The 26181-nt window shown below is 61.6% G+C and carries 20 protein-coding genes and 1 pseudogene; 11 read left to right on the plus strand and 10 right to left on the minus strand.

The annotated features are described in order from the left end of the window. Positions 1-30: 30 nt before the first annotated feature. Entirely contained in the window at positions 31-1458 is a 1428-nt protein-coding gene (arcD, locus tag AC07N4_RS22920; protein ID WP_064383741.1) for an arginine-ornithine antiporter, read from the minus strand. Positions 1459-1895: 437 nt separating this feature from the next. On the opposite strand from arcD (AC07N4_RS22920), the gene arcD (AC07N4_RS22925) reads away from it, so the two are divergent. Beyond that, the gene (gene arcD, locus AC07N4_RS22925; RefSeq protein ID WP_102621281.1) at positions 1896-3323 is read left to right on the plus strand and encodes an arginine-ornithine antiporter; all 1428 of its coding nucleotides are present in this window, start codon (positions 1896-1898) and stop codon (positions 3321-3323) included. Beyond that, entirely contained in the window at positions 3320-4171 is an 852-nt protein-coding gene (locus AC07N4_RS22930; protein WP_493066000.1) for a DNA-3-methyladenine glycosylase family protein, read from the plus strand. Before arcD (AC07N4_RS22925) ends, AC07N4_RS22930 begins: the two co-directional genes overlap by 4 nt. Before the next feature lie 230 nt (positions 4172-4401). On the opposite strand, the gene AC07N4_RS22935 is transcribed toward AC07N4_RS22930, so the two are convergent. The 9 genes and pseudogenes from AC07N4_RS22935 to gap form a co-directional block, all read right to left on the minus strand. Beyond that, the gene (locus AC07N4_RS22935) at positions 4402-5751 is read right to left on the minus strand and encodes a CoA transferase (protein WP_493065999.1); all 1350 of its coding nucleotides are present in this window, start codon (positions 5749-5751) and stop codon (positions 4402-4404) included. 142 nt (positions 5752-5893) lie between these two features. Continuing rightward, positions 5894-6649 carry a methyl-accepting chemotaxis protein gene (locus tag AC07N4_RS22940; protein WP_371320921.1) on the minus strand — a complete coding sequence of 252 codons (756 nt, stop codon included), beginning with the start codon at positions 6647-6649 and terminating at the stop codon, positions 5894-5896. Between the two features lie 102 nt (positions 6650-6751). Next, a pseudogene (locus AC07N4_RS22945) lies at positions 6752-8110 on the minus strand (methyl-accepting chemotaxis protein); the annotation flags it as partial. 102 nt (positions 8111-8212) lie between these two features. Beyond that, positions 8213-8608 carry a YbaN family protein gene (locus AC07N4_RS22950; RefSeq protein WP_096818265.1) on the minus strand — a complete coding sequence of 132 codons (396 nt, stop codon included), beginning with the start codon at positions 8606-8608 and terminating at the stop codon, positions 8213-8215. A gap of 104 nt (positions 8609-8712) precedes the next feature. After that, positions 8713-9309, minus strand: a complete 597-nt coding sequence (locus AC07N4_RS22955; RefSeq protein ID WP_273538097.1) for a biliverdin-producing heme oxygenase — start codon at positions 9307-9309, stop codon at positions 8713-8715. 111 nt (positions 9310-9420) lie between these two features. Then, positions 9421-12006 carry a TonB-dependent receptor gene (locus AC07N4_RS22960; protein ID WP_102621285.1) on the minus strand — a complete coding sequence of 862 codons (2586 nt, stop codon included), beginning with the start codon at positions 12004-12006 and terminating at the stop codon, positions 9421-9423. Between the two features lie 122 nt (positions 12007-12128). Further along, positions 12129-13094 carry a FecR family protein gene (locus tag AC07N4_RS22965; protein ID WP_102621286.1) on the minus strand — a complete coding sequence of 322 codons (966 nt, stop codon included), beginning with the start codon at positions 13092-13094 and terminating at the stop codon, positions 12129-12131. 120 nt (positions 13095-13214) lie between these two features. Further along, positions 13215-13733, minus strand: coding sequence for an RNA polymerase sigma factor (locus tag AC07N4_RS22970; RefSeq protein WP_085709647.1), 519 nt, complete (start codon positions 13731-13733; stop codon positions 13215-13217). A gap of 119 nt (positions 13734-13852) precedes the next feature. Further along, positions 13853-14854, minus strand: coding sequence for a type I glyceraldehyde-3-phosphate dehydrogenase (gap, locus tag AC07N4_RS22975; RefSeq protein ID WP_096818258.1), 1002 nt, complete (start codon positions 14852-14854; stop codon positions 13853-13855). Between the two features lie 220 nt (positions 14855-15074). On the opposite strand from gap, the gene edd reads away from it, so the two are divergent. The 9 genes from edd to AC07N4_RS23020 all read left to right on the plus strand — a co-directional run bounded on the left by edd (position 15075) and on the right by AC07N4_RS23020 (position 26103). Further along, positions 15075-16901, plus strand: a complete 1827-nt coding sequence (gene edd, locus AC07N4_RS22980) for a phosphogluconate dehydratase (RefSeq protein ID WP_102621287.1) — start codon at positions 15075-15077, stop codon at positions 16899-16901. Next, complete coding sequence (locus tag AC07N4_RS22985) at positions 16898-17854, plus strand: glucokinase (protein WP_493065998.1); 957 nt, start codon at positions 16898-16900, stop codon at positions 17852-17854. Before edd ends, AC07N4_RS22985 begins: the two co-directional genes overlap by 4 nt. A gap of 79 nt (positions 17855-17933) precedes the next feature. Continuing rightward, complete coding sequence (locus AC07N4_RS22990; protein WP_025112821.1) at positions 17934-18665, plus strand: response regulator; 732 nt, start codon at positions 17934-17936, stop codon at positions 18663-18665. A 31-nt stretch (positions 18666-18696) separates the two neighbouring features. Continuing rightward, positions 18697-20124, plus strand: coding sequence for an ATP-binding protein (locus tag AC07N4_RS22995; RefSeq protein ID WP_173861378.1), 1428 nt, complete (start codon positions 18697-18699; stop codon positions 20122-20124). 296 nt (positions 20125-20420) lie between these two features. Beyond that, positions 20421-21680: a D-mannose isomerase gene (locus tag AC07N4_RS23000; protein ID WP_493065997.1), complete on the plus strand. Its 1260-nt coding sequence runs from the start codon at positions 20421-20423 to the stop codon at positions 21678-21680. Between the two features lie 118 nt (positions 21681-21798). Continuing rightward, on the plus strand, positions 21799-23100 hold the full coding sequence (locus tag AC07N4_RS23005; RefSeq protein WP_102621290.1) for an ABC transporter substrate-binding protein: 1302 nt from the start codon (positions 21799-21801) through the stop codon (positions 23098-23100). Positions 23101-23193: 93 nt separating this feature from the next. Then, entirely contained in the window at positions 23194-24102 is a 909-nt protein-coding gene (locus AC07N4_RS23010) for a carbohydrate ABC transporter permease (RefSeq protein ID WP_085697145.1), read from the plus strand. Next, positions 24095-24940 (plus strand): carbohydrate ABC transporter permease, encoded by an 846-nt coding sequence (locus AC07N4_RS23015; RefSeq protein ID WP_096818250.1) that lies wholly within the window; start codon positions 24095-24097, stop codon positions 24938-24940. Before AC07N4_RS23010 ends, AC07N4_RS23015 begins: the two co-directional genes overlap by 8 nt. A gap of 2 nt (positions 24941-24942) precedes the next feature. Further along, positions 24943-26103 carry an ABC transporter ATP-binding protein gene (locus tag AC07N4_RS23020; RefSeq protein ID WP_102621291.1) on the plus strand — a complete coding sequence of 387 codons (1161 nt, stop codon included), beginning with the start codon at positions 24943-24945 and terminating at the stop codon, positions 26101-26103. Positions 26104-26181 lie beyond the last annotated feature (78 nt).

Consider the following 26181-nt stretch of genomic DNA (forward strand, 5'->3'; position numbering starts at 1 on the left):
TGATCCTCCAGATAACAAATCAGTCAGGGGTTACAGAGTCAGGAAGCCGTCGTAGAGACCGTAGGCTGCCACCAGGGCACCCACGACCACCGCGGCGAAAATCAGCTTCTCGACGTTGGTGAAAACCGGTTGTTTGAGTTCCAGCTTGGCCTTGGCGAACAGGATCGCGCCGGGCGCATAGAGCAGGGCTGACAGCAGCAGGTACTTCACGCCACCGGCGTAGAGCAGCCAGACCGCATAGATCAGGGCGATGGCGCCGATGATCAGGTCCTTGCGGCGTTCGGCCGCGAAGCCTTCGTAGCTTTCACCGCGCACCGCCAGCAGCAGGGCGTAGGCCGCCGACCACAGGTACGGCACCAGAATCATCGAAGTGGCGAGGTAGATCAGCGACAGGTAAGTGCTGGCCGAGAACAGGGTGATGATCAGGAACAGCTGCACCATCGCGTTGGTCAGCCACAGGGCGTTGACCGGCACGTGGTTGGCGTTCTCCTTGCGCAGGAACTCCGGCATGGTGTGGTCCTTGGCGGCGGCGAACATGATCTCCGCGCACAGCAACACCCACGACAGCAGCGCCCCCAGCAGCGAGATGATCAGGCCGACGCTGATCAGCACCGCGCCCCAGTGACCGACCACGTGCTCCAGCACGGCGGCCATCGACGGGTTCTGCAGTTTGGCCAGTTCCGGCTGGGTCATGATGCCCAGCGACAGCACGTTCACCAGCACCAGGAACAGCAGCACGGTGATGAAACCGATCACGGTGGCCTTGCCGACGTCCGAACGTTTTTCCGCCCGGGCCGAGAAGATGCTCGCGCCCTCGATGCCGATGAACACCCACACGGTGACCAGCATCATGTTGCGCACCTGGTTCATCACGCTGCCCAGATCCGGGTTTTTCACGCCCCAGATGTCGGCGGTGAAGATGTCCAGTTTGAAGGCGAAGATCGCGATCAGGACGAACAGCAGCAACGGCACGACCTTGGCGACGGTGGTCACCAGGTTGATGAACGCCGCTTCCTTGATCCCGCGCAGCACCAGGAAGTGCACCGCCCACAGCAAAACCGACGCACCGATCACCGCAGCAACGGTGTTGCCTTCACCGAAAATCGGAAAGAAGTAACCGAGGGTGCTGAACAGCAGAACGAAGTAACCGACGTTGCCCAGCCAGGCACTGATCCAGTAGCCCCAGGCCGAAGAAAAACCCATGTAGTCGCCGAAACCGGCCTTGGCGTAGGCGTAGACACCGCCGTCCAGGTCAGGTTTGCGATTGGCGAGGGTCTGGAAGACAAAAGCGAGAGTGAGCATACCGACAGCGGTGATGGCCCAACCGATCAGCACGGCACCGACGTCGGCGCTGGCTGCCATGTTTTGTGGCAAAGAGAATATCCCGCCACCGATCATTGATCCGACTACCAGGGCAACCAGTGCACCTAGCCGTAGTTTTCCGGGAGCTTCAGACATTGCATGACTCCATTGCAGGAGAGAAGAGTTCACAGCGTAGTTCTGTTGGCTTTTCAAACAGCTGACTTAGATCAGTGCATGCTCACATTCCATTGTTAATGAATGACTTATGAAACCACTGCAGGCATAAAGCTATTGTCTGGAAGGCCCGTCCCAGAGGCCTTTGGTCGATGTGGTTGGGAATGGATCCTATTACTTTCGAGTTATCACGCTAGTTGCTTTTCCACTTTTGGCAAATTTTTCACATCTGTTTTCAGTACAGAATTGATTTATTAGGATCAGCGCACAAAACTGTCTTAACGTGCTAGGCGTTAGCGTCATCGGCTATATATAACCGGACGTTTATCGGCATTACCTGATAAACGTCAGTCAGTTTTATCCGTTTAGTTAATAGTTGTTACAAATAAAAACCTCACCCATCTTTCAAGGAGATTTGAATGTCGCAACCGACGCAAAAGCTGCGCCTTGGCGCGCTGATCGCCCTGGTGGTGGGGTCGATGATTGGCGGGGGGATTTTCTCTTTGCCGCAGAACATGGCGGCTCGCGCCGACGCCGGGGCAATCCTGATCGGCTGGGGGATCACGGCCATCGGCATGCTCACCCTGGCGTTCGTGTTCCAGACCCTGGCCAACCGCAAACCGGAACTGGACTCCGGCGTCTACGCCTACGCCAAGGCCGGGTTTGGCGACTACATGGGGTTCTCGTCGGCGTGGGGCTACTGGATCAGCGCCTGGCTGGGCAACGTCGGGTATTTCGTGTTGCTGTTCAGCACCCTCGGCTACTTCTTTCCGGTGTTCGGTCAGGGCAACACGCCGATCGCAATTGGTTGCGCTTCGGTGTTGCTGTGGGCCGTGCATTTTCTGGTGATGCGCGGGATCAAGGAGGCGGCGTTCATCAACCAGCTGACGACCGTGGCCAAGATCGTGCCGCTGATCATGTTCATCGTCATCGCTGCCGTGGCGTTCAAGGCCGATATCTTTACCCGTGACATCTGGGGCCACAGCAACCCGAACTTCGGCGGGGTGATGGATCAGGTGCGCAACATGATGCTGGTGACGGTGTTCGTGTTCATCGGCATCGAAGGCGCCAGCGTGTATTCGGCGCGGGCCGAGAAACGCGCGGACGTCGGTCGGGCCACGGTGATCGGTTTCATTGGCGTGCTGGCGCTGCTGGTGCTGGTCAACGTGCTGTCGCTGGGGATCATGAGCCAGCCGGAACTGGCGACCCTGCAGAACCCTTCGCTGGCGGCGGTGCTGGAACACATCGTCGGGCCGTGGGGCGCGCTGGCGATCAGCATCGGCCTGGCGATTTCATTGCTCGGTGCGTTGTTGTCCTGGGCGCTGTTGTGCGCCGAAATCCTCTTCGCCACCGCCAAGGACAAGACCATGCCGGCGTTCCTGAAAAAGGAAAACGCCAACCATGTGCCGGTCAACGCGCTGTGGCTGACCAACGTGATGATCCAGATTTTCCTGCTGATCACGCTGTTTTCCGCCGGCACCTACACCAGTCTGATCTACCTCGCGTCGTCGATGATTCTGGTGCCGTACCTGTGGTCGGCGGCCTATGCGGTGCTGTTGAGCGGGCGGGGAGAAACCTATGAACATGCCTCGGCCGAACGCACCAAGGATCTGCTGATCGGCGGCATCGCCCTGTGCTACGCGGTGTGGTTGCTGTACGCCGGCGGGGTGAAATATTTGCTGCTGTCAGCGCTGTTGTATGCGCCGGGGGTGATTCTGTTCGCCAAGGCCAAGCATGAGCAGGGCGAGCCGCTGTTCACCACGATCGAGAAGGGGATTTTCACCTGTGTCATCGCCGGTGCCGGGCTTGCGGCCTACGGGTTGTACAGCGGTGTGCTGTCGTTGTGAGGCTGCGGCTCGAATACCTGGCGCCCTACGACTGGCCGGCGATGCTCGGGTTTCTCGCGGCGCGGGCGGTGGTCGGGATGGAGACCGTGGTCGATGGCGTGTATTCGCGCAGCATCGGTTTGAACGGTGTGCATGGCACGGTTTCGGTCTGGCCCGGTGACGGCGATGCACTGGAGGTCGAGCTGGATTTTCCGGATGCGACGGCGGTGCCCGAGATCATCACGCGCTTGCGTCGGCTGTTCGATCTGGACGCGGATCTGCCGACGATGCAGCGCCATCTGGCGGCGGATCCGCTGCTGGCGCCATTGATTGCCGAACGCCCGGGGTTGCGGGTGCCGGGCGCGTGGGACGGACTGGAGCTGGCGTTTAGGGCAGTGCTGGGGCAGCAGATTACGGTGGTCGGGGCGATCCGGCTGGCGGGGAAAATGGTGGCGCAGTATGGCGAGCCGTTGCGTTCTTCGGTGTCGGGGCTGACCCATGTGTTTCCCGACGCAGCGGTCTTGGCGAACGCGGATCTGGCGACGCTGGGTATGCCGAAAAGTCGCGGACGCACTTTGTCCGGGGTCGCGCAGGCGTTGCTGGATGATCCGTTGCTGTTTGCCTCCGGGACCGCGCGGTTGCTGGCGCTGCACGGGATTGGCGACTGGACGGCGCAGTACATTGCCCTGCGGCAGTTGCGGGACATGGACGGGTTTCCGACCGGCGATGTGGGGTTGCTGCGGGCGTTGGAGGTGCTGGAAGGGGAACGGATGACGGCGCGGGAGTTGTCTGTTCGGGCAGAGGCCTGGCGGCCGTTTCGGGGGTATGCGGCGCAGGTTTTGTGGGCGTCTTTGAGCCGATTCGACTGAGGTTTTGGTGTACGGCTTGAGATCGCTGCCCTCACCCCAGCCCTCTCCCGGAGGGAGAGGGAGCCGATTGGGGGATATTTGAGAAGTACACCGACTTGAACGTTCTGCATCGAATCCAAAATCGACTCGATCTCTCAGGTCGATGCATGGCGCCAGACAACTCGGTCGGCTCCCTCTCCCCCCGGGAGAGGGCTGGGGTGAGGGCAGCGATCTCAAACCATGCACGAATCTCAGAGCCACTGCGGTTGATGCGATCCCAACTCAGTGGCCGGCAAAGCCCACTGCAGAGGCGTCCCGCTGATCTTCAGCGGGGCTTCAAGCCGATGCGCGGGGCCCCACGGCGTCTGTTCCACCCGCAAGCGCTGATCCTGCTCATCTTCCGGACGCAGCGCTTCGTCCGTCCCCGGCCCATGTTCAATCAACAGTTTCGCCGTGCGCGCCAGCGACAATCGCGCCGATCCACCTCGACCACTGCGCAGCCTTTCAGCCAGTAACCGGATCGCACTCGCCGCCATCAGATACCCCGTCGCATGATCCAGTGCCTGCACCGGCAGCGGTGTCGGTTTGTCAGCCTGCTTCCAGCGCTGTCCGGCCTCTGCGATGCCGCTGCTCATCTGCACCAGACTGTCGAAGCCCCGGCGGTTCTGCCACGGGCCGCTCCAGCCGTAGGCATTGAGGCAGACGTCGATCAGCCCCGGCGCCAGTTGCCGGCGACGTTCGGCGCCAAAACCGAGATGCTCAAGCGCATCGGCGCGATAGCCGTGCAGCAGAATGTCAGCGTCCTTGAGCAGGCTTTCAAACACCGCGCGATCTGCCGGCTCATGCAGATCCAGACGCGCACAGCGTTTACCGAGGGTCACTTCCGGCACTACGCCGGGCTCGTTCCAGGTCGGCGGGTCGATGCGCAGGACATTGGCGCCGAGCCCTGCGAGAAAGCGGCTGGCGGTGGGGCCGGCCAGTACGCGAGTCAGATCGAGCACCTTGAGCCCGGCCAATGGCTGCGCCACCGAGCCTTGCCAGGGTTGATGGCTTTCGTCTTTCCCATCACTGAAATGCACCAGCGGCTCGGCATTCACCGCCAGCCCTTGCGGATGCTTCTGCCACTGCGCCCAACTGCGCATTTCGGCGGCGCAGCCCTTGGCATCGACCACCGCTTGCTCCAGATCGGCACTGGCCCATTGCGCGACTTTCGCCGCCATCGCCGTGCGGTCGGCGCAGGCACCCAGCACGCTTTCGGCGGCGGCGCGGTGATGCGGGGCGTTGGTGTGCAGGCGGATCCAGCCGTCCTTCGTTGCGTAGTCGCCGGCGACCGGATCCCACAGCGGCGGCACTTCCCAGCCGATCGGCCGTAGCGAAGTGGCAAACCAGAACGAGGCGAGGCGTCGATCGACTTCAATACCGGGCAAGTCGCCGGTTTGCTGCTGGAGCAGTTCCGCGACTGCCTGCCCGGCAGCGGCAATGCTTGCGCAGGCAAGGTCAGTGACGGCAAACGCGGAGGGCAGGGCGCCCTCCGCGGTGAACGGAATCGGCGTGCGGGACAAGCCAAGCGCGGCTTGAATGGACGTGAGCAGATCAGTCATCGAAGGCCCTCCGGAAGAGGGCCTGATCATAGAACAGATGACGAGATCGTTCCCATGCTCTGCGTTCCAATTCAGGAGCGGGACGCGGAGCGTCCTGGGCTGCATTCCCACGCGGAGCGTGGGAACGATCAGGGAAGGGAGGTCAGACGCGGAACTGATCCATCAATTTCATCTGCTGACTGGCCAGGGCATTCAACTGGCTGCTGATCGCCGCCGATTCGGTGGCCTGTTCGGTCAGGGTCTCGGTGACAGTGCGGATCGCCGACACGTTGCGGTTGACCTCTTCGGCCACGGCGCTTTGCTGTTCGGCGGCGCTGGCGATTTGCAGGTTCATGTCGCTGATCACGGTCACCGCATCGCTGATCTTGCCGAGGGCGTCCACGGCCTGGCGGATCTGCCCGGCGTTGTTGTGGGCCTGGGTCTGGCTCGAATGCATGGTCGCGACCACGCCACGGGTGCCGGTCTGGATGCGTTCGATCACCACGCGGATTTCTTCCACCGAGTCCTGAGTGCGCTTGGCCAGGTTGCGCACTTCGTCGGCAACCACCGCGAATCCACGGCCGCTTTCACCGGCACGGGCCGCTTCGATCGCAGCGTTCAGCGCCAGCAGGTTGGTCTGTTCGGCGATGCTGCGGATCACTTCCAGCACAGAGCCGATCTGCTCACTGTTGACCGCCAGCTCCTCGACTTCGGTCACTGCTTTACTGACTTCGTCGGCCAGTTGATTGATGTCGCGGGTGCTGCGTTCGATGATCGACATCCCGTCCTTGGCCGACTGATCGGCGCCCTTGGCGGCATTGGCAGCGTTCGAGGCGCTGTTGGCCACGTCATGGGCGGTGGCGCTCATTTCGTTGGAGGCGGTGGCCACCTGATCGATCTCGCGGAACTGCACCTGCATGCCTTCGCTGGTCTGGCGGGCGATTTCCGACGATTGATCGGCGGTGCCACGGGCTTCGGTGATGCTCTGTTTGATCTGGGCGATGGTCGGTTGCAGCTTGTCGAGGAAGCGGTTGAACCAGTTCACCAGTTCGCCCAGTTCATCTTTCTTGGTGTAGTTCAAACGCTGGGTCAGGTCGCCTTCACCGCTGGCGATGTTCTTCAGCATTTCGGCGACGCTGTTGATCGGACGGGTCACACCGGAGGCGGTGAGCCAGATCAGCAGCAGACCGATCAGACCTGCGATCACGGCCACCGACAGCGCGGTAATCATGCCGGTTTGCTGAGCGTCGTCGAGCACCGCTTGCAGCTTGACCGAGTCGGCCAGGAGCACTTGTTTCGGCAGGTCGATGACCACGCCCCAGGCCCGGGAATTGCCGATCGGATCGACCGGGTACACGGCGCGGATCAGGTCGCCCTGTTCGAGAATCTTCGGTGTGCCGGCGCTCAGCAGTTGCAGGATGTCCTTGCCTTCGGCGCCAAGGGTTTCGGCGATGCCTTTGCCGACCTTGGTGGCGTCGGTGCTGTAGGCGCCGAGCACGCCGCTGCCGGAGACGATCAGCATGTGCCCGGCACCGTTGAACAGTTCGCGCTGGGAACCCACGGACGCTGCTTGCAGGGCGTCGAGGGCGATGTCGATGCCGACCACGCCAATGGCCTTGCCGTCCACCAGCAGCGGCACTGAAATGGTGGTCATGAGCATTTCCTTGCCGCCCACGGTGTCGGCGTACGGGTCGAGCAGGCAGGTGCGCTTATTGTCGCGAGGGCAGGTGTACCAACTGTTGTAGGGCGTGCCGCTGACGCTGAGGGTGGTCTTGGTCATGTCTTCTTCGACCATGATCGTGTTCAGCGCAGAACCGGCGGCACGGCTCCAGTAGGTGGCGAAGCGCCCGGCTTCGTTGGACTGGCGCGCCGCGTCGTTGACGAACTCGCTGTCCTTGCCGTCCAGGCCGTTGGGTTCGAAGGCCAGCCAGATGCCGAGCACCTTGCTGTTGCGCTCGAACGCGGTTTTCAGGCTCAGGTTCAACTCTTCGCGCAACGCCCCGGCGTCCAGCGAACGCTTGGCAGCCATGACGCGCATGTCCTTGATCTGGTCGGCCAGTGCTGTAATCACCAGCAGACTCTCACCGAAGGTTTTCTGCACTTGTACTGCCTGTTCGGCAGCCTTGGCCTGCAACAGGTTCTGCACGCTGGCGGTGAGCATCTTGCTGCTCGACTCGCTGACCAGTTCGTCGTTCTGGTTGGTCTGGTAGAGGTTGATGCCGACGATCAGCGCAACCACGCCGAGCAGGCACAGGCCGGACAGCAGGACGATTTTCAGGCGAATGGACAGAGAGTCGAACATGGGATGTTCTCGCGAATGAATGAACGGTTGGCTACGGGGCACGGAGTTGCCCGGTTCGCCAAATCCATTCAGCGCCATTCAATGCTCATCGGCGCGGGGCGAGGGTGCATGAGGTGCAAGCCGACGAACGGTCACGGCTAAACGTTTGCGCGGGCAAATGCCCTGAAAAGAAGGGAAAAATCAGGAAATCTTCGGCAACGCTTCCGGTCGAGACCAGATCCACAGATTGCCCATGGTCATGCCGGCAATCGCCAGATACACCGGCCAGCCGTGATCGAGCATCACCAACATCAGGGTCGCGCACAACAGCATGCTGACGGTGGCGCTGACCTTGGCCTTGCGGGCGATGATCTTGCCGTTGCGCCAGTTGCTCAGGATCGGGCCGAACAGCCGATGGTTTTCCAGCCAGGCGCTCAGGCGCGGCGAACTGCGGGTGGCAGCCCAGGCGGCGAGCAAGATGAACTCGGTGGTCGGCAGGCCGGGCACGACGATGGCGATCAGACCGATGCCGAGGCTGACATAGGCGAGCAGGCCGAACAGCAGGCGGGCGAGTCGGGAGGAGGCGGGTTGGGGCATGGGCTCGAGGTGCGTGAGGCGAAACGGGGATTCTACAGGCTGGCGCCATTCCCATGTGGAAGCTGGTTGGCCAGCTCCCCCAGGGTTTTGTGTCGGGCTTGGGATCAGGCCAGCTCGGCTTCTGTGGCGTAAGCCTGTTCCAGCAGCACGGTGAAGCGGTTGAACGCGTCGATCGCGCCTTGCTCCACTTCGGCTTCTTCTTCGGCACTGAATTGCAGCGCGTCGAGGGTGCGCACGAAGCTCTTCCAGCCTTCGGCGCGACCGCCTTCAGGCTCGCCCAGGTGACGGGCGCCGAAGGTTTCGCTCAGCTCCAGCGCAACGGCGCGTTTGATCAGGAACGCAGCGCCGAGCTTGGAACCTTCGGACACGAAGATCCAGCCCAGGGCGCGGGCCTTGCTCGGGTTCTTCACCGCGCCGGCCACCGGGGCAGGCACTTCGGTGTCGAGATCGGCGAGGTCGGCCTTGGCCGCTTCGGCGCGGCAGCGGGCCGGCAGGTCAGGGACGATGGCGGTCAGTTCGGCATCGTTGTACAGCGAGACCAGTTCCGACTGGAACAGGTACTGCGCAACCACGAAGCGGGCGAAATTGGCACGGGTCTCGAACGGCGCGTGCGCCTTGACCAGCGCATCGAGCTTGCTGTGCGGCTCGTGGGTGATCTGGTTCAGGCGTTGCGAACGCAGGGCTTTTTCCGGGGTGCTCATGAGATGTCCTTGAAAAGAAGAGGCGCTTGATAACGAGACGTACGGGCAAGCGCCGGACAGTAAAAAAACCTCACGGCGCGGCAATGCACACGCGCCGTGAGATTGGCCGGATCAGATATCCCAGACCAGGTTGATCGCGAAGTTGCGACCCGGCTGGGTCAGGCGATCAAGGTTGGCCGGTTGTGTCACCGAAGCTTCGCCGACGCTGTCGTAACCGCGCACGTCATCCCACAACCAGTACTTCTTGTCGGTCAGGTTGTAGATGCCGCCGCTGACGGTGACGTCGTCGGTGACCTTGTAATAACCGGCCAGATCGAGAATGCCGAAGCCCGGCGACTTGAACTGGCTGCTGACACCGTCCGGCGACTTGAAGTTGCTGTCGTCGACGCGATCCTTTTTCTTCACCACGGTCCAGCTCAGCAGGCCGCCGTAGTTGTCCTGGTCATAACCCAGACCGAATACGCCGGTCAGCGGATTGACGCTGTTCAACGGCTCGCCGTTGTCGTTGTTGCGTCCGTAGGCGTAGGAGATCGAACCCTGGGTATACAGGCCTTGCGGCGCGCCGAAGGAATCCAGGTTCAGACGACCTTTGACTTCGGCACCCTTGATGGTGGCGTGCTTGATGTTGCTGGACTGGAAGGTCAGCTCGCTGTAGCCCGGGGTGACGGCGTCTTCGTTGATGAAGTCGCGGTACTTGTTATAGAACACCGCCACGTCGAACGAGCCTTGCTCGAAGTTGCCGCGCAGACCGGTTTCATAGCTTTTGCTTTTTTCCGGTTCCAGGTTCGGGTTCGGTGCCACGTTGTAGCCGGTGGTGCTGTTCTCGAAGCGGCCGTACAGCGCTTTCGCGGTCGGGGTGCGGAAGCCTTCGGCGTACTGACCGTACCAGGTGTAGTTTTCGGTCAGGGCGTAGGTCAGGCCGAATTTCGGCGAGACTTTATGCCAGGTCTTGTTCTCGTCGCTGACCGTGCCTTTGCCGTCGGCAGCCACGGTGTTGAGGAATTCCTGGGTGATGTGCGGCTTGAGCTGGGTGTAGTCGTAGCGCAGGCCTGGCAGGAAGGTCCAGTTGTTCCAGCTGATCTGATCCTGGGCGAACAGGCTGTAGGTGTTGATGGTCGGATCCGGGAAGTCGCTGGACTTCTTCAGCACGTCGGCCGCACTGGTGGCGCCGATGGCGGTGCAGCCGCGACCGACTGCCAGGCACTTGCCGTCGCCGCTGCGCGAACCGGTGACTTTCTGCTGTTTGATCGTGGTGCCGTAGGTCAGCACGTGATCGGTGTCACCGATGGCGAATGCCTTGTCCAGTTGCGCATCGAACACCCATTGTTTTTCCTCGTAGATCGTGTCGCGGGTACGCAGCACCTTACGGGTCATCGGGTAGTAGAACTCTTCGGTGCTCTGGTCGGTCTTGGCGACCTGGTGGTTGAGGCTCCACTTCACGTTATCGGCCAGCAGGCTGTCGAGGGCGAAGCTGTGCTCCAGGCCGAAACGCTCGCGGGTGACGGTGTCGTTGCCGGTACGCCACTGGTACATGCCGCCGGGCAGCATGCTGTTGGGGATCGTCGGAGCACCATTGAAGAACGGGCCGCCGTAGGCACTTTTCTGATCGGTGTCGCGATCATCCTTGTACTTTTCGTAGGTCAGGCCCAGGCGTGAACCTTCGCTGTAGTTCCAGCCGATCTTGGCCAGTACGTTGGTGGCTTTCACGTCCTCCGGGTTGGCGGCAGTGCGCTCAAGACCGGTGCCGTTGTTGCTGCCGTAGGAATCGGTTTCATGACCGTCGCGCTGACTGTAGTGCAGCAAGCCGTCGAACTGGTCGGCGCGACCGGCGACGGTGGCGGATTTCAGCCAGCTGTCGTCGGCGGAGCTGTAGCCGGTTTTCAGGCGGGCGCCGACGTCTTTGCCGGGCTTGATGATGTCGTCCGGGTCGAGGGTGTAGTAGCTGACGGCGCCGCCGATGGCGTTGCTGCCGTAGAGCACCGAAGCCGGGCCGCGGAGGATTTCGACGCGTTTGACGATTTCCGGGTCGACGTAGTTGCGCTGGGTCTTGGCGTACGGGCCGTTGAAGAAGCCGTCGGGTACTTCGACACCGTCGACCTGAGTCAGGATGCGGTCACCGTCGATGCCGCGAATGTTGTAACCGCTGATCCCGCCGCGCTGGCCGGCGCCGCCGACGGAGACGCCCGGCTCGTAGCGCACCAGATCCTTGATGGTGTTGACGTTGTTGCGGTCCAGGTCCTGACGGGTCTGCACGGTGACGGTGGCCGGCACGCTGCTCACCGACTGTTCCTGACGGGTGGCGCTGATGGTCACCTGATCGAGGTTGAGTGCGCCGCTGTTGTTGCGCTTTTCCAGCACGACGTTGTTGTTGCTCAGTTTGCGGAAGCTCAGGTTGGTCCCCACCAACAGGCGCTCCAGGGCTTTTTCCGGTGGCAGCGAACCGCGCACGCCCGGCGACGACACGCCTTGACCCAGTTCCGCCGGCAAGCCGACCTGCCAGCCCGTGACGGCGGTGAACGCGTTGAGCGCCGACACCAGCGGTTGCTGGCCGATGGCGAACGAGTAATCGCCCATGTTGCGTGCCGGTTGCTCGGTGGCAGCCATCAGCGGCGCGGTGCCGGCCATCAGGATGGCAGCGGTCAGCAGCGACAGTACGCGGGAAGGGGAAGAAGTCTGGCGGGTAAGGCGTGAGGACATCGATAGCGCTCCGTGTCGCACGAATCTTTATAGGTGCTGATTGGTATCGCGAGATGCGAATCAATTGCATTGGCTATAACGAGACGAACGAGCTTTGACTATCGAGTAAAAATAATTCTCATTTAGTTCAAAATCACCAGCGCCGGGAATTCCTGAAGCTTGGCCGAGGTGATGTGAGCGAGCGAACGCACTACGTCCAGCGGTTGGTCGAGACGGTAATTGCCGGTGACGGCGACGTCGGCCAACTGCTCGTTGGTGTTGATGATGAAGCCCGGGTAGTAGCGGCGCAGTTCCGCCAGCACCTGGTTCAGCGGGCAGTTCTCGAAGATCAGCCGACCCTGCACCCACGCCAGATCGGTGGCGGCATCGACCTTGGCCGGGCGGTCGAAACCATTCGGGCCGATGCGGATGCTTTCCCCGGCGGACAGCCGCACCCGGGCATCGTCACGGGTGGCACGCAGATCGACATCGCCGCGCTGCACCCGCACCTGTGCCACGCCGTCCAGATAACGCACGGCGAACGCGGTGTCGCGCACGCTGGCCTTCACCGGCCCCGCGTCGATTTCCAGCGGCTGACCACGGTTGGCCGGGACCTCGAAAAACGCTTCGCCTTGATACAGGCGCGCCACCCGCTGCCGATCGTTGATCGTGCTGGAGAAGGCGGAATTGGTGTTGAGCAGGACTTTCGAACCGTCCTCAAGCTGCAGGCGTTGACGCTCGCCGACCACGGTCAGGTGATCGGCCTGCAAACGCATCGGCAGGTTGCTGAAACTGAACAGACCGAGCACCAGCACGGCGGCGGTGGCCAGCGGTTTCCAGTGCGGACGCAGACGTGTGAGGACGGTGACTTTCTTCGGTTTGGCCGCGAGGTTCTGCGCGCACTGGGCGATCTGCGGGCCGTCCCAGATCGCCTGGGCCTTGGCGAACGCCTGGCCGTTCAACGGATCGGCCGCCAGCCAGGCATGAAACTGCCGGGTCTGCTCCTCGTCCGGACTGCCGAGCACGATGAGCCAGTCCAGAGCCTGGTCCATTGCGTTGGCGGCGTCCTGCGCCTTATCGGGCGAAGGAGGGCGGTGGGTGTCCGTCACGGTGTTTCCTCGGCAGTGTCTGTGCACGGCTGTTTTTTTAGTGAAGCGTAAAAGTCGGGCAAGGGTAACAAAGCCCGATGATCAGTGCAGTCGATCCTGTCGAATACGGACAAGGCCTGGTCAGTCGCCGTTCAGGCGCTCGGCGACACCGATGCAAATGGTCATGATCAGTTTGAGTTCTTTCTGCACCGTGCTGAGGGACACGCTGAGTTCTTCGGCGATCTCCTGATAGCTGTGCCCGTGCAAGCGGCTGAGGATGAAGATTTGCTGCTGACGGGGGCTGAGTTCACCGAGGCTCACGTTCAGGCGCTCCAGCAATTGTTCGGCGTGGGCGGCGTCTTCGGCGCTGCTGGCGGGGGCGGCGACGCTGTGCACCACGTCCTGCGGTACGTCGTCGACCATGGTGCGTGAATGAATCTTGCGCGCACGCAAATGGTCCAGCGCCAGGTTGCGCGCGGTCTGGAAGACAAAGGGTTCAAGGTGATCGATGGCCCGTTCGCTCAGCGCCCGGGTGACGCGCAGGTAGGTTTCCTGCAACAGGTCTTCGGCGGTGCTGTGGTTGTTGACCATTCGTTCCAGCGTTCGCAGCAGTGAAGTGCGCTGGGCGAGGAAAACGTGATTGAACTGCGACTGACTCACGGGAGGACCTGATCCATTTCGAGCGAATGATAATGCTTATCATCCGCCCGAGTGGTCAAGTGTTGATTTGTCAAAGGTTGGTAAAGCTATTACCCGCTCTCAAATCGGCGGCAGCGGTTTTATTCCGCGTTGCACAGCGCCAGGCAGTTATCGAGCATGCGGTTGGAGAAGCCCCACTCGTTGTCGTACCAGGCCAGCACTTTCAGCAGTTTGCCGCTGGATTTGGTGTGGTTGGCGTCGAAGATCGACGACAGCGGGTTGTGGTTGAAGTCGCTCGATACCAGCGGCAGGGTGTTGTAGCCGAGGATTTTCGAATGCTGGCTCGCGGCTTTCATCAGTGCGTTCACTTCATCGGCCGAGGCTTCGCGCTTCAATTGTACGGTCAGGTCAACCAGCGACACATTGATCACCGGCACGCGCACGGCCATGCCGGTCAGCTTGCCTGCCAGTTCCGGCAACACCAGGCCCACAGCTTCGGCAGCACCGGTCTTGCTCGGGATCATGTTCTGGGTGGCGGAACGGGCGCGGTACGGGTCGGTGTGATAGACGTCGGTGAGGTTCTGGTCGTTGGTGTAGGCGTGAATCGTGGTCATCAGACCGCTTTCGATGCCCAGTTCGCGGTGCAGCACCTGGGCCACCGGGGCCAGGCAGTTGGTGGTGCACGATGCGTTGGAAATGATCTGGTGCGACTGGCGCAGGATGTCGTGGTTCACACCATAAACAACGGTGGCATCGGCGCCTTTGGCCGGGGCCGAGATGATGACTTTGCGCGCACCGGCAGTAATATGCGCGGCGGCTTTGGCCCGGTCGGTGAACAGACCGGTGCATTCGAATACCACATCAATCTTTTCCGCAGCCCACGGCAGTTCGGCAGGGTTGCGGATGGCGCTGACCGAAATGCGGTCACCGTTGACGGTCAGACTCTCGTTGTCATGCGCAACTTCAGCATCGAACGTGCCGTGAACGGTATCGTATTTGAGCAAGTGCGCATTCATCGCGCTGTCGCCCAGATCGTTGATGGCGACGATCTGCAAATCCTGACGATAGCCTTGGGTATACAGTGCGCGCAGGACATTACGGCCGATGCGGCCAAAACCATTGATTGCGATTCGAAGAGTCATTGAACAGCGCCGCCGTCGTTTTGTTGTTGGAATTACAAGATTATTCGCATAAAAATAGAAAACAAGCCTTTTTAGTGGCAATATTTTGTTTTATCTACAACGAGTGACCTGAATCAACTGGTCCGAATGATCAAGAAAACCGCTCGTCATCCCACGCGAACGGGCTTTTGATCAGCATAGACAATCAGGTCGCCACATCCGTTAGCCTGGAGTTCTACACATGCATCCCCGCGTTCTTGAGGTCACCGAACGGCTTATCGCCCGCAGCCGCGCCACGCGTCAGGCTTACCTTGCGCTGATTCGCGGCGCTGCCACTGACGGGCCGATGCGCGGCAAGCTGCAATGCGCCAACTTCGCCCACGGCGTGGCCGGATGCGGCAGCGAAGACAAGCACAGCCTGCGGATGATGAACTCGGCGAACATCGCCATTGTTTCGTCGTATAACGACATGCTCTCGGCGCACCAGCCGTACGAAGTCTTCCCGGAACAGATCAAGAACGCCCTGCGCGAAATCGGCTCGGTCGGCCAGTTCGCCGGCGGCACGCCTGCCATGTGCGACGGCGTGACCCAGGGCGAACCGGGCATGGAGCTGAGCCTGCCGAGTCGCGAAGTGATCGCGATGTCGACGGCGGTGGCGCTGTCCCACAACATGTTCGACGGCGCACTGATGCTCGGCATCTGCGACAAGATCGTGCCGGGCCTGATGATGGGCTCCCTGCGTTTCGGTCACCTGCCGACGATTTTCGTACCGGGCGGGCCGATGGTCTCGGGGATTTCCAACAAGGAAAAAGCCGACGTGCGGCAGAAGTACGCCGAAGGCAAGGCGACCCGCGAAGAGCTGCTGGAATCGGAAATGAAGTCCTACCACAGCCCGGGCACCTGCACGTTCTACGGCACCGCCAACACCAACCAGTTGCTGATGGAAGTCATGGGCCTGCACTTGCCGGGCGCATCCTTCGTCAACCCGAACACGCCGCTGCGTGATGCCCTGACCCGCGAAGCCGCGCATCAGGTCACGCGCCTGACCAAACAGAACGGCAACTTCATGCCGATCGGCGAAATCGTCGACGAGAAGGCGTTGGTCAACTCGATCGTCGCGCTGCACGCCACCGGCGGTTCGACCAACCACACCCTGCACATGCCGGCCATCGCCATGGCGGCGGGCATCCAGCTGACCTGGCAGGACATGGCCGACCTCTCCGAAGTCGTGCCGACCCTGAGCCACGTCTATCCGAACGGCAAGGCTGACATCAACCACTTCCAGGCCGCGGGCGGCATGTCGTTCCTGATCCGCGAACTGCTCGAAGCCGGCCTGCTGCACGAAGACGTCAACACCGTGCTCGGCCACGGCTTGAGCCAGTACACCAAGGAGCCGTTCCTCGATAACGGCAAACTGGTGTGGCGCGAAGGCCCGACCGAAAGCCTCGACGAAAACATCCTGCGTCCGGTGGCTCGTGCGTTCTCGGCAGAGGGTGGTTTGCGGGTGATGGAAGGCAACCTCGGTCGTGGCGTGATGAAGGTGTCCGCCGTGGCGCTGGAAAACCAGATCGTCGAAGCGCCGGCCATGGTGTTCCAGGATCAACAGGATCTGGCGGACGCCTTCAAGGCCGGTTTGCTTGAAAAAGATTTCGTCGCAGTGATGCGCTTCCAGGGGCCGCGTTCCAACGGCATGCCGGAACTGCACAAGATGACGCCGTTCCTCGGCGTGCTGCAGGATCGCGGCTTCAAGGTTGCACTGGTGACTGACGGGCGCATGTCCGGCGCGTCGGGGAAAATCCCGGCGGCGATCCACGTCAGCCCCGAAGCTTATGTCGGCGGCGCTTTGGCTCGCGTGCAAGAGGGCGATATCATCCGCGTCGATGGCGTCAAAGGCACCTTGGAACTCAAGGTGGACGCCGCCGAATTTGCAGCGCGCGAACCCGCCAAAGGCCTGTTGGGCAACAACATCGGCAGCGGCCGCGAACTGTTTGGCTTCATGCGTTTGGCCTTCAGCTCGGCAGAGCAGGGCGCCAGCGCCTTCACTTCTGCCCTGGAGACGCTTAATTGAAACTGGCTTTGGTCGGTGACATCGGAGGCACCAACGCGCGGTTCGCGTTGTGGAAAGATCAGCAGCTCGAATCGGTTCAGGTGCTGGCCACGGCCGACCATGCCAGCCCGGAAGAGGCGATCAGCCTCTACCTGAGCGGGCTCGGCCTGGCGCCGGGCGCCATCGGTTCGGTGTGCCTGTCGGTGGCGGGGCCGGTGAGCGGCGATGAATTCAAGTTCACCAACAACCACTGGCGCCTGAGCCGCAAGGCGTTCTGTCAGGCGTTGCAGGTCGAGCAGTTGTTGCTGATCAACGATTTCTCGGCGATGGCGCTGGGCATGACCCGTTTGCAGCCCGGCGAATTCCGCGTGGTCTGCGAAGGTGAACCGGAGCCATTGCGCCCGGCGGTGGTGATCGGCCCGGGCACAGGCCTGGGCGTCGGCACCTTGCTCGATCTGGGCGAAGGCCGGTTTGCCGCGTTGCCGGGGGAGGGCGGCCACGTCGATCTGCCGCTGAGCAGCCCGCGTGAAACCCAGCTCTGGCAGCACATCCACAACGAAATCGGTCACGTCAGTGCGGAAACCGCGTTGAGCGGCGGCGGTTTGCCTCGGGTGTACCGGGCGATCTGCGCGGTGGATGGCCATGAACCCAAACTCGACACGCCGGAAGCGATCACCGCCGCCGGTCTTGCGGGCGACCCGATTGCCCTGGAAGTGCTGGAGCAGTTCTGCTGCTGGCTCGGTCGCGTGGCCGGCAACAACGTGCTGACCACCGGCGGCCGAGGCGGGGTGTACATCGTTGGCGGCGTGATTCCGCGCTTTGCCGATTTCTTCCTCGAAAGCGGTTTTGCCCGCAGCTTCGCCGACAAGGGCTGCATGAGCGATTACTTCAAGGGGATTCCGGTGTGGCTGGTGACGGCGCCGTACTCGGGTCTCGTCGGTGCAGGAGTCGCGCTCGAACAATCCGGTCAATGATCATTCCCACGCCGAGCGTGGGAACCATCAGCACATCAGGCATAATCCGCCCAATTCCAACAACAAGGATGCCTTCGAAGTGAGTTCAGTCAACAAGTCGATTTTGTTGGTCGATGACGACCAGGAGATACGCGAGTTGCTGGAAACCTACCTGACCCGCGCGGGTTTTCAGGTACGGGCCACGGCCGACGGCGCCAGCTTCCGCCAGGCGCTGAACGAGGCGCCGAGCGATCTGGTGATTCTTGATGTGATGCTGCCCGATGAAGACGGCTTCAGCCTGTGCCGCTGGGTGCGCCAGCATCCGCGTCAGGCTCAGGTGCCGATCATCATGCTTACTGCCAGTTCCGACGAGGCCGATCGGGTGATCGGTCTGGAACTGGGCGCCGACGACTACCTCGGCAAACCCTTCAGCCCCCGCGAACTGCAAGCCCGGATCAAAGCCCTGTTGCGCCGTGCCCAGTTCGGTCAGGAACGCAGCGGCAGTGAAGTGCTGGCGTTCGACGAGTGGCGGTTGGACATGGTCAGCCATCGGCTGTTTCACACCGACGGCGAGGAAGTGATTCTGTCCGGTGCCGACTTCGCCCTGTTGAAACTGTTCCTCGATCACCCCCAGGAAATCCTCGATCGCGACACCATCGGCAACGCCACCCGTGGCCGCGACCTGATGCCGCTTGATCGCATCGTCGACATGGCCGTCAGCCGCTTGCGTCAGCGTCTGCGCGACACCGAAAAACCGCCACGGCTGATCCGCACCGTGCGTGGCAGCGGCTACCAACTGGCAGCCAACGTGGTTGCCGGCAATGGTCACTGAGTTCCTGCGCAACACCGCACGCAAAGTGCCGATGCCCCGTTCGCTGCTTGGGCGGATGCTGCTGCTGACGTTGTTGGCGGTGTTGTTTGCCCAGACCTTGTCCAGTGTGATCTGGGTGTCCCAATTGCGCGCGACACAGCTCGAAGGCCTGGTCACCAGTGCCCGCAGCCTCGCCCATTCGATGACCGCCAGCGTCAGCTATTTCCGCTCGTTGCCGGTGGCCTATCGGCCGCTGGTGCTCGATCAGTTGCGCAGCATGGGCGGCACGCGTTTTGTGGTGACGCTGAATGACAAACCGCTGGGCATGGACGTGTTGCCGGTGACGCCGCGCAAGGCAGCGGTGCTTCAGGCGGTGGATGAGGTGCTGCGTCAGTCGTTGGGCCAGGACACCGATATTCTGGTGACCTTCGTCAGCCCCGATGACCTGCGGATCTTCAATGCCGGGTTGAAACTCGATGAGTTGCCGCGCTCCTGGGCGCATTACGCGCTGACCCTGGAACCGGTGAATCCGCCGGTGCTGGTGACCCAGATCCAGTTGGCGCCGGGTGAATGGCTGTACATCGCCTCGCTGCTGCCCGAGCCCTACACCAGTCTCGAAGAGCAAGGCCTGCCGACCCAGCAGGTGTGGTTTATCGTGTTCACCAGCGGCTTTCTGCTGTTGTTCATCGGCCTGCTGGTGCATTGGCAGAGCCGGCCGCTCAAGCGTCTGGCGCGGGCCGCGCGGGACTTGTCGCTGGGCGCCGACGTCGAACCGGTGGCCGAGGGCGGTGGCAGCGAAGTGGTGGAAGTGGGCCGCGCGTTCAACACCATGCGCGAGCGCATCAGCCGTTACCTGACCGAGCGTAGCCAATTGTTCAGCGCGATTTCCCATGACCTGCGCACGCCGATCACTCGTCTGCGTCTGCGGGTCGAACTGCTGGAAGACGAACAACTGCAAACCAAGTTCGGCCGCGACCTGGATGAACTGGAGCTGCTGGTCAAAGGCGCGCTGCAATGCGTGAAAGACACCGACATTCACGAAAACATCGAGCCGGTGGATCTCAACCATGTGCTCGACTGCCTGGTGGAGCCGTATCTGGCGCCCAACGGCAATGGCCGCGTCACCCAGCAGGGGCGGGCGCTGGCGGCGTATCCGGGCAAGCCGTTGGCGCTTAAGCGCTGCATCGGCAACTTGATCGACAATGCGCTGAAGTACGGGCAGAACGCGCATCTGCATATCGATGACGACGAGAGTGCGTTCGTGCTGCATGTCGACGATGAAGGGCCGGGCGTGCCGGAGCAGCGGCTGGAGCAGGTGTTCGAGCCGCATTTCCGGCTGGCGGGGCAGCAGCAGGGGTATGGGCTGGGGTTGGGGATTGCCCGCAACATTGCTCATAGCCATGGCGGTGAAGTGACGTTGCAGAACCTGCGTGAGGGTGGATTGCGCGTGACCCTGCAATTGCCGCGTTCGGCGGATTGAGTCAAAAGCGTTTCCCTCACCCCAGCCCTCTCCCGGAGGGAGAGGGAGCCGACCGAGGTGTGCGGCGCTCTACATCGACCTGAAAAACCGAGTCGATTATGGATTCAAAGCAAATCGTTCAGGTCGGTGAAATTCTTCAATATTCCCCATTCGGCTCCCTCTCCCTCGGGGAGAGGGCTGGGGTGAGGGAGAGCTCTTTGTCACGATCCAGTGACAAACCCCGCCCCCTTCGTTACAAGCCCACCCCGGCCCGTTGTTTAGACTCCCCGCAGTCATAACAACAAAAAAGGCCACCCATGGATCACTTCAATCCGGGCTTCAGCAGTTGGCTGAACACCCCTGCCCACCAGCGATGGCTTGCCGACGAAGGCCTGCGCCTGCTGGCGTTCGCCAAGGCTTCACGACTGCCCGAAGGCTTCGGCAATCTCGATGAGCGCGGCCAGCTCCAGGCCGGTGCGCAAGCCGAAACCATGAACACCGCGCGCATGACCCACAGCTTCGCCATGGCCCATATTCAGGGCCTGCCGGGGTTTGCCGAGCTGGTCGATCACGGCATCCAGGCGTTGCGCGGCCCGTTGCGCGATGCGCTGCATGGCGGCTGGTTTGCGGTTGCCGAACACCGTGATGGCAACACCGGCAAGAACGCCTATCTGCATGCTTTTGTGGCCCTCGCGGCCAGTTCCGCTGTGGTCGCCCAGCGTCCTGGCGCACAGGCGTTGCTGGATGACGCCATCGACATCATCGACACCTGGTTCTGGAGCGAAGAAGAGGGCGCCATGCGCGAGTTCTTCAACCGTGACTGGAGCGAGGAAGAAGCCTATCGCGGCGCCAACAGCAACATGCACGCCACCGAAGCGTTCCTTGCGCTGGCCGATGTCACCGCAGACCCGCGCTGGCTGGTACGTGCGCAGCGCATCGTCGAGCGGGTGATTCACGGTCACGCCGCCGCCAACGATTACCTGGTGATCGAGCATTTCGACCGCGACTGGCAGCCGCTGCGCGAATACAACCACGACAATCCCGCCGACGGTTTCCGCCCGTACGGCACCACGCCGGGCCACGGCTTCGAGTGGGCGCGGCTGTTGCTGCACCTCGAAGCGGCGCGGGTTCAGGCCGGGATGCTCACGCCGGGCTGGCTGGCCACCGATGCGCAAAAGCTGTTCGAGAACAACTGCCGTCATGGCTGGGACGTCGATGGCGCCCCGGGCATCGTCTACACCCTCGACTGGGACAACAAAGCGGTGGTGCGCCATCGCCTGCACTGGACCCACGCCGAGGCCAGCGCCGCTGCCAGCGCCTTGCTCAAACGTACCGGCGATGCGCAGTACGAAACCTGGTACCGACTGTTCTGGGAATTTTGCGAAGCGAATTTCATCGACCGTTGCGACGGCAGCTGGCATCACGAACTCGATCCGCAAAACCGTCCAAGTGCCGATATCTGGGCGGGCAAACCGGATCTGTATCACGCCTGGCAAGCCGTACTGATCCCGCGTCTGCCGCTGGCGCCGAGCATGGCGACTGCGCTGGCACAGTTGTCCCGGCCCGTTCCTGTGTAACCATGCGGTGACATTTGCGCGTCCCTTCGTTACCTGCGAAGGGAAGCGCTCTGTTTAAACTCGTGTGCAGCGCAAGCACCAGACTTGCATGCATAACAACAAGAAAGGTACATCTCAGATGAATGCGATTTCTCGCCTCGCTACTGTCATTTCTGTCGCCTCCCTGTTCCCGCTCGCTGTGCTGCCCCTGAGTGTTTCCGCTGCCGAATCCAAAGGTTCGGTGGAAGTCGTGCATTGGTGGACGTCCGGTGGCGAAAAAGCCGCCGTCGATGTGCTCAAGGCACAAGTGGAAAAAGACGGTTTCACCTGGAAAGACGGCGCTGTCGCCGGTGGTGGCGGTGCGACTGCCATGACCGTGCTGAAAAGCCGTGCCGTCGCCGGCAACCCGCCGGGCGTTGCCCAGATCAAAGGCCCGGACATCCAGGAATGGGCGTCGACCGGTCTGCTCAGCACTGACGTGCTGAAGGATGTTTCCAAGTCCGAGAAGTGGGACAGCCTGCTCGACAAGAAAGTCTCCGACACCGTGAAGTTCGAAGGTGATTACGTGGCCGTGCCGGTGAACATTCACCGTGTGAACTGGCTGTGGATCAACCCGGAAGTCTTCAAGAAAGCCGGTATCGAAAAAGCCCCGACCACCCTCGCAGAATTCTACGCTGCCGGTGACAAGCTCAAGGCTGCGGGTTTCATCCCGCTGGCCCACGGTGGCCAGCCTTGGCAGGACAGCACCGTGTTCGAAGCGGTCGTGCTGTCGGTGATGGGCGTTGATGGTTACAAGAAAGCCCTGGTCGACCTGGACAACGCAGCCCTGACCGGTCCGGAAATGGTCAAGGCCCTGACCGAGCTGAAGAAAGTTGCGACCTACATGGACCAGGACGGCAAAGGCCAGGACTGGAACCTGGAAGCGGCCAAGGTCATCAACGGCAAGGCCGGCATGCAGATCATGGGTGACTGGGCCAAGTCCGAATGGACCGCCGCCAAGAAAGTCGCCGGCAAGGATTACGAGTGCGTAGCCTTCCCGGGCACCGACAAGGCGTTCACCTACAACATCGATTCCCTGGCCGTGTTCAAGCAGAAGGACGCGGGCACCGCGGCCGGTCAGCAGGACATCGCCAAAGTCGTGCTGGGTGAAAACTTCCAGAAAGTCTTCAGCATCAACAAGGGCTCGATCCCGGTGCGCAACGACATGCTCGCCGACATGGGCAAGTACGGTTTCGACTCCTGCGCCCAGACCGCTGCCAAGGACTTCCTGGCAGACGCCAAGAACGGTGGCCTGCAGCCGAGCATGGCGCACAACATGGCGACCACGCTGGCCGTACAGGGTGCGTTCTTTGATGTCGTGACCAACTACATCAACGACCCGAAAGCCGACCCGGCCGACGCTGCGAAGAAACTCGGCACCGCCATCAAGGCTGCCAAGTAACACCAGCGTAGAGCAGCCGCCAGCTTCAAGTCGCGCATCGGCTTGAGGCTGGCAGCTTGCAGCGGTCCCTCATCTTCTTTACTGGATCTTCCCATGAGTTCTGTTGCTGTGTTCAGCAAGGCCTCGCCGTTCGACGCATTGCAGCGCTGGCTACCGAAACTGGTGCTGGCGCCGAGCATGTTCATCGTTCTGGTGGGCTTCTATGGCTATATCCTCTGGACGTTTGTCCTGTCGTTCACCACGTCGACCTTCCTGCCGAACTACAAGTGGGCAGGGCTGGCGCAATACGCGCGGCTGTTCGACAACGATCGCTGGTGGGTGGCGAGCAAGAACCTGGCCGTGTTCGGCGGCATGTTCATCGGCATCACCCTAGTGATCGGCGTGACACTGGCGATTTTCCTCGACCAGAAAATCCGTCGTGAAGGCTTCATCCGCACCATTTACCTGTACCCGATGGCGCTCTCGATGATCGTCACCGGTACCGCGTGGAAATGGCTGCTCAACCCGGGCATGGGCCTGGACAAATTGCTGCGGGACTGGGGCTGGGAAGGCTTCCGTCTCGACTGGCTGATCGACCCGGATCGCGTGGTGTATTGCCTGGTGATCGCGGCGGTCTGGCAAGCTTCGGGCTTCATCATGGCGATGTTCCTCGCCGGTTTGCGTGGCGTTGATCAGTCGATCATCCGTGCCGCCCAGATCGACGGCGCGAGCATGCCGCGCATCTACTGGAAAGTGGTGCTGCCAAGCCTGCGTCCGGTGTTCTTCAGTGCGGTGATGATCCTGGCGCACATTGCGATCAAGAGCTTCGACCTGGTGGCGGCCATGACGGCCGGCGGCCCGGGTTATTCCTCCGACCTGCCGGCGATGTTCATGTATTCGTTCACGTTCAGTCGTGGGCAGATGGGCATGGGCTCGGCCAGTGCGATTCTGATGCTCGGTGCGATCCTCGCGATCATCGTGCCTTACCTGTACTCCGAGCTGAGGACCAAGCGTCATGACTAGTCTCGCTGCCAAACCTTCCATCAGCCTGAGCCGCATCGCGATCTACGCGGTGCTGATCCTCGCGGTCCTGCTGTATCTGGTACCGCTGGTGGTCATGCTGTTGACCAGCTTCAAGACCCCGGAAGACATCTCCACCGGCAACCTGCTGAGCTGGCCGACCGTGGTCAGCGGCATCGGCTGGGTGAAAGCCTGGGCGACTGTTGACGGTTACTTCTGGAACTCGATCAAGATCACCGTTCCGGCCGTGATCATCTCCACCGCCATCGGTGCGTTGAACGGCTACGTGCTGTCGTTCTGGCGCTTCCGCGGTTCGCAGCTGTTCTTCGGTCTGCTGTTGTTCGGCTGCTTCCTGCCGTTCCAGACCGTGCTGCTGCCGGCGTCGTTCACTCTCGGCAAGATGGGCCTGGCGAGTACCACCACGGGCCTTGTGTTCATCCATGTGGTCTACGGTCTGGCGTTCACCACGCTGTTTTTCCGTAACTACTACGTGAGCATTCCGGATGCGCTGATCAAGGCGGCACGCCTGGACGGTGCAGGGTTCTTCACCATCTTCCGCATGATCATCCTGCCGATGTCGACGCCGATCATCATGGTCTGCCTGATCTGGCAGTTCACGCAGATCTGGAACGACTTCCTGTTCGGCGTGGTGTTCTCCAGCGGTGATTCGCAACCGATCACGGTGGCGCTGAACAACCTGGTCAACACCAGCACCGGGGCCAAGGAATACAACGTGGACATGGCGGCGGCGATGATCGCCGGGCTGCCGACCCTGCTGGTCTATGTGGTCGCAGGCAAGTATTTCGTGCGCGGGCTGACGGCCGGCGCAGTCAAGGGGTAATCATGGCTACGCTCGAACTTCGCAATGTAAACAAGACTTACGGTGCCGGCCTGCCGGACACCCTGAAGAACATCGAACTGTCGATCAAGGACGGTGAGTTCCTGATCCTTGTCGGGCCTTCGGGCTGCGGCAAGTCGACCCTGATGAACTGCATCGCCGGCCTGGAAACCATCACCGGCGGCGCGATCATGATCGGTGACCAGGACGTCAGCGGCATGAGCCCGAAAGATCGCGACATCGCCATGGTGTTCCAGTCCTACGCGCTGTACCCGACCATGAGCGTGCGCGAGAACATCGAGTTCGGTCTGAAGATCCGCAAGATGAGCCAGTCGGCCATCGACGAAGAAGTCGCCCGCGTGGCCAAGCTGCTGCAGATCGAGCACCTGCTCAATCGCAAGCCGGGCCAGCTCTCCGGCGGCCAGCAACAGCGCGTGGCGATGGGCCGTGCACTGGCGCGCCGACCGAAGATCTATCTGTTCGACGAACCGCTGTCCAACCTCGACGCCAAGCTGCGCGTCGAGATGCGCACCGAAATGAAACTGATGCACCAGCGCCTGAAAACCACCACGGTCTACGTGACCCACGACCAGATCGAAGCGATGACCCTGGGCGACAAGGTGGCGGTGATGAAGGACGGGATCATCCAGCAGTTCGGTACGCCGAAAGAGATCTACAACGACCCGGCCAACCTGTTCGTGGCGAGCTTCATCGGTTCGCCGCCGATGAACTTCATCCCGCTGCGCCTGCAGCGCAAGGATGGTCGTCTGGTGGCGCTGCTCGACAGCGGCCAGGCCCGTTGCGAGCTGCCGATGGCGATGCAGGACGCCGGTCTCGAAGACCGCGAAGTGATCCTCGGCCTGCGTCCGGAGCAGATTGTTCTGGCGAACGGCGAGGGCAACGGCCTGCCGAGCATCAAGGCTGAAGTGCAAGTCACCGAGCCGACCGGTCCGGACACCCTGGTGTTCGTCAACCTCAACGACACCAAGGTCTGCTGCCGTCTGGCCCCGGACGTGGCGCCGCAGGTGGGCGAGACCCTGACCCTGCAATTCGATCCGTCGAAAGTGCTGCTGTTCGATGCCAAGAGCGGCGAGCGCCTGGGGGTTGCCGGTCTGCCGAAGTCTGAAGCGCACAGCGCCAACGTTGCTCAGTTCAAAGGTCGGTAAGAAATCAATGTGGGAGTGAGCCTGCAACAGGCTCATTTCTGCAGGGGATGTAAACCGCGTTGGAAAAAAACAGTTAAT

The organism is Pseudomonas sp. GW821-FHT09E04 (assembly GCF_059416185.1).

Excerpts from the sequence above, each read along its gene's own strand:
- AC07N4_RS22935 (WP_493065999.1), bottom strand. The coding sequence starts at position 5,751 with ATGACTGATCTGCTCACGTCCATTCAAGCCGCGCTTGGCTTGTCCCGC.
- edd (WP_102621287.1), top strand. The coding sequence starts at position 15,075 with ATGCATCCCCGCGTTCTTGAGGTCACCGAACGGCTTATCGCCCGCAGC.
- arcD (WP_102621281.1), top strand. The coding sequence starts at position 1,896 with ATGTCGCAACCGACGCAAAAGCTGCGCCTTGGCGCGCTGATCGCCCTG.
- AC07N4_RS22960 (WP_102621285.1), bottom strand. The coding sequence starts at position 12,006 with ATGTCCTCACGCCTTACCCGCCAGACTTCTTCCCCTTCCCGCGTACTG.
- AC07N4_RS23015 (WP_096818250.1), top strand. The coding sequence starts at position 24,095 with ATGACTAGTCTCGCTGCCAAACCTTCCATCAGCCTGAGCCGCATCGCG.
- AC07N4_RS22995 (WP_173861378.1), top strand. The coding sequence starts at position 18,697 with ATGCCCCGTTCGCTGCTTGGGCGGATGCTGCTGCTGACGTTGTTGGCG.
- AC07N4_RS22940 (WP_371320921.1), bottom strand. The coding sequence starts at position 6,649 with ATGCAGGTGCAGTTCCGCGAGATCGATCAGGTGGCCACCGCCTCCAAC.
- AC07N4_RS23005 (WP_102621290.1), top strand. The coding sequence starts at position 21,799 with ATGAATGCGATTTCTCGCCTCGCTACTGTCATTTCTGTCGCCTCCCTG.
- AC07N4_RS23010 (WP_085697145.1), top strand. The coding sequence starts at position 23,194 with ATGAGTTCTGTTGCTGTGTTCAGCAAGGCCTCGCCGTTCGACGCATTG.
- AC07N4_RS22955 (WP_273538097.1), bottom strand. The coding sequence starts at position 9,309 with ATGAGCACCCCGGAAAAAGCCCTGCGTTCGCAACGCCTGAACCAGATC.
- AC07N4_RS22950 (WP_096818265.1), bottom strand. The coding sequence starts at position 8,608 with ATGCCCCAACCCGCCTCCTCCCGACTCGCCCGCCTGCTGTTCGGCCTG.
- AC07N4_RS23020 (WP_102621291.1), top strand. The coding sequence starts at position 24,943 with ATGGCTACGCTCGAACTTCGCAATGTAAACAAGACTTACGGTGCCGGC.
- arcD (WP_064383741.1), bottom strand. The coding sequence starts at position 1,458 with ATGTCTGAAGCTCCCGGAAAACTACGGCTAGGTGCACTGGTTGCCCTG.
- AC07N4_RS23000 (WP_493065997.1), top strand. The coding sequence starts at position 20,421 with ATGGATCACTTCAATCCGGGCTTCAGCAGTTGGCTGAACACCCCTGCC.
- gap (WP_096818258.1), bottom strand. The coding sequence starts at position 14,854 with ATGACTCTTCGAATCGCAATCAATGGTTTTGGCCGCATCGGCCGTAAT.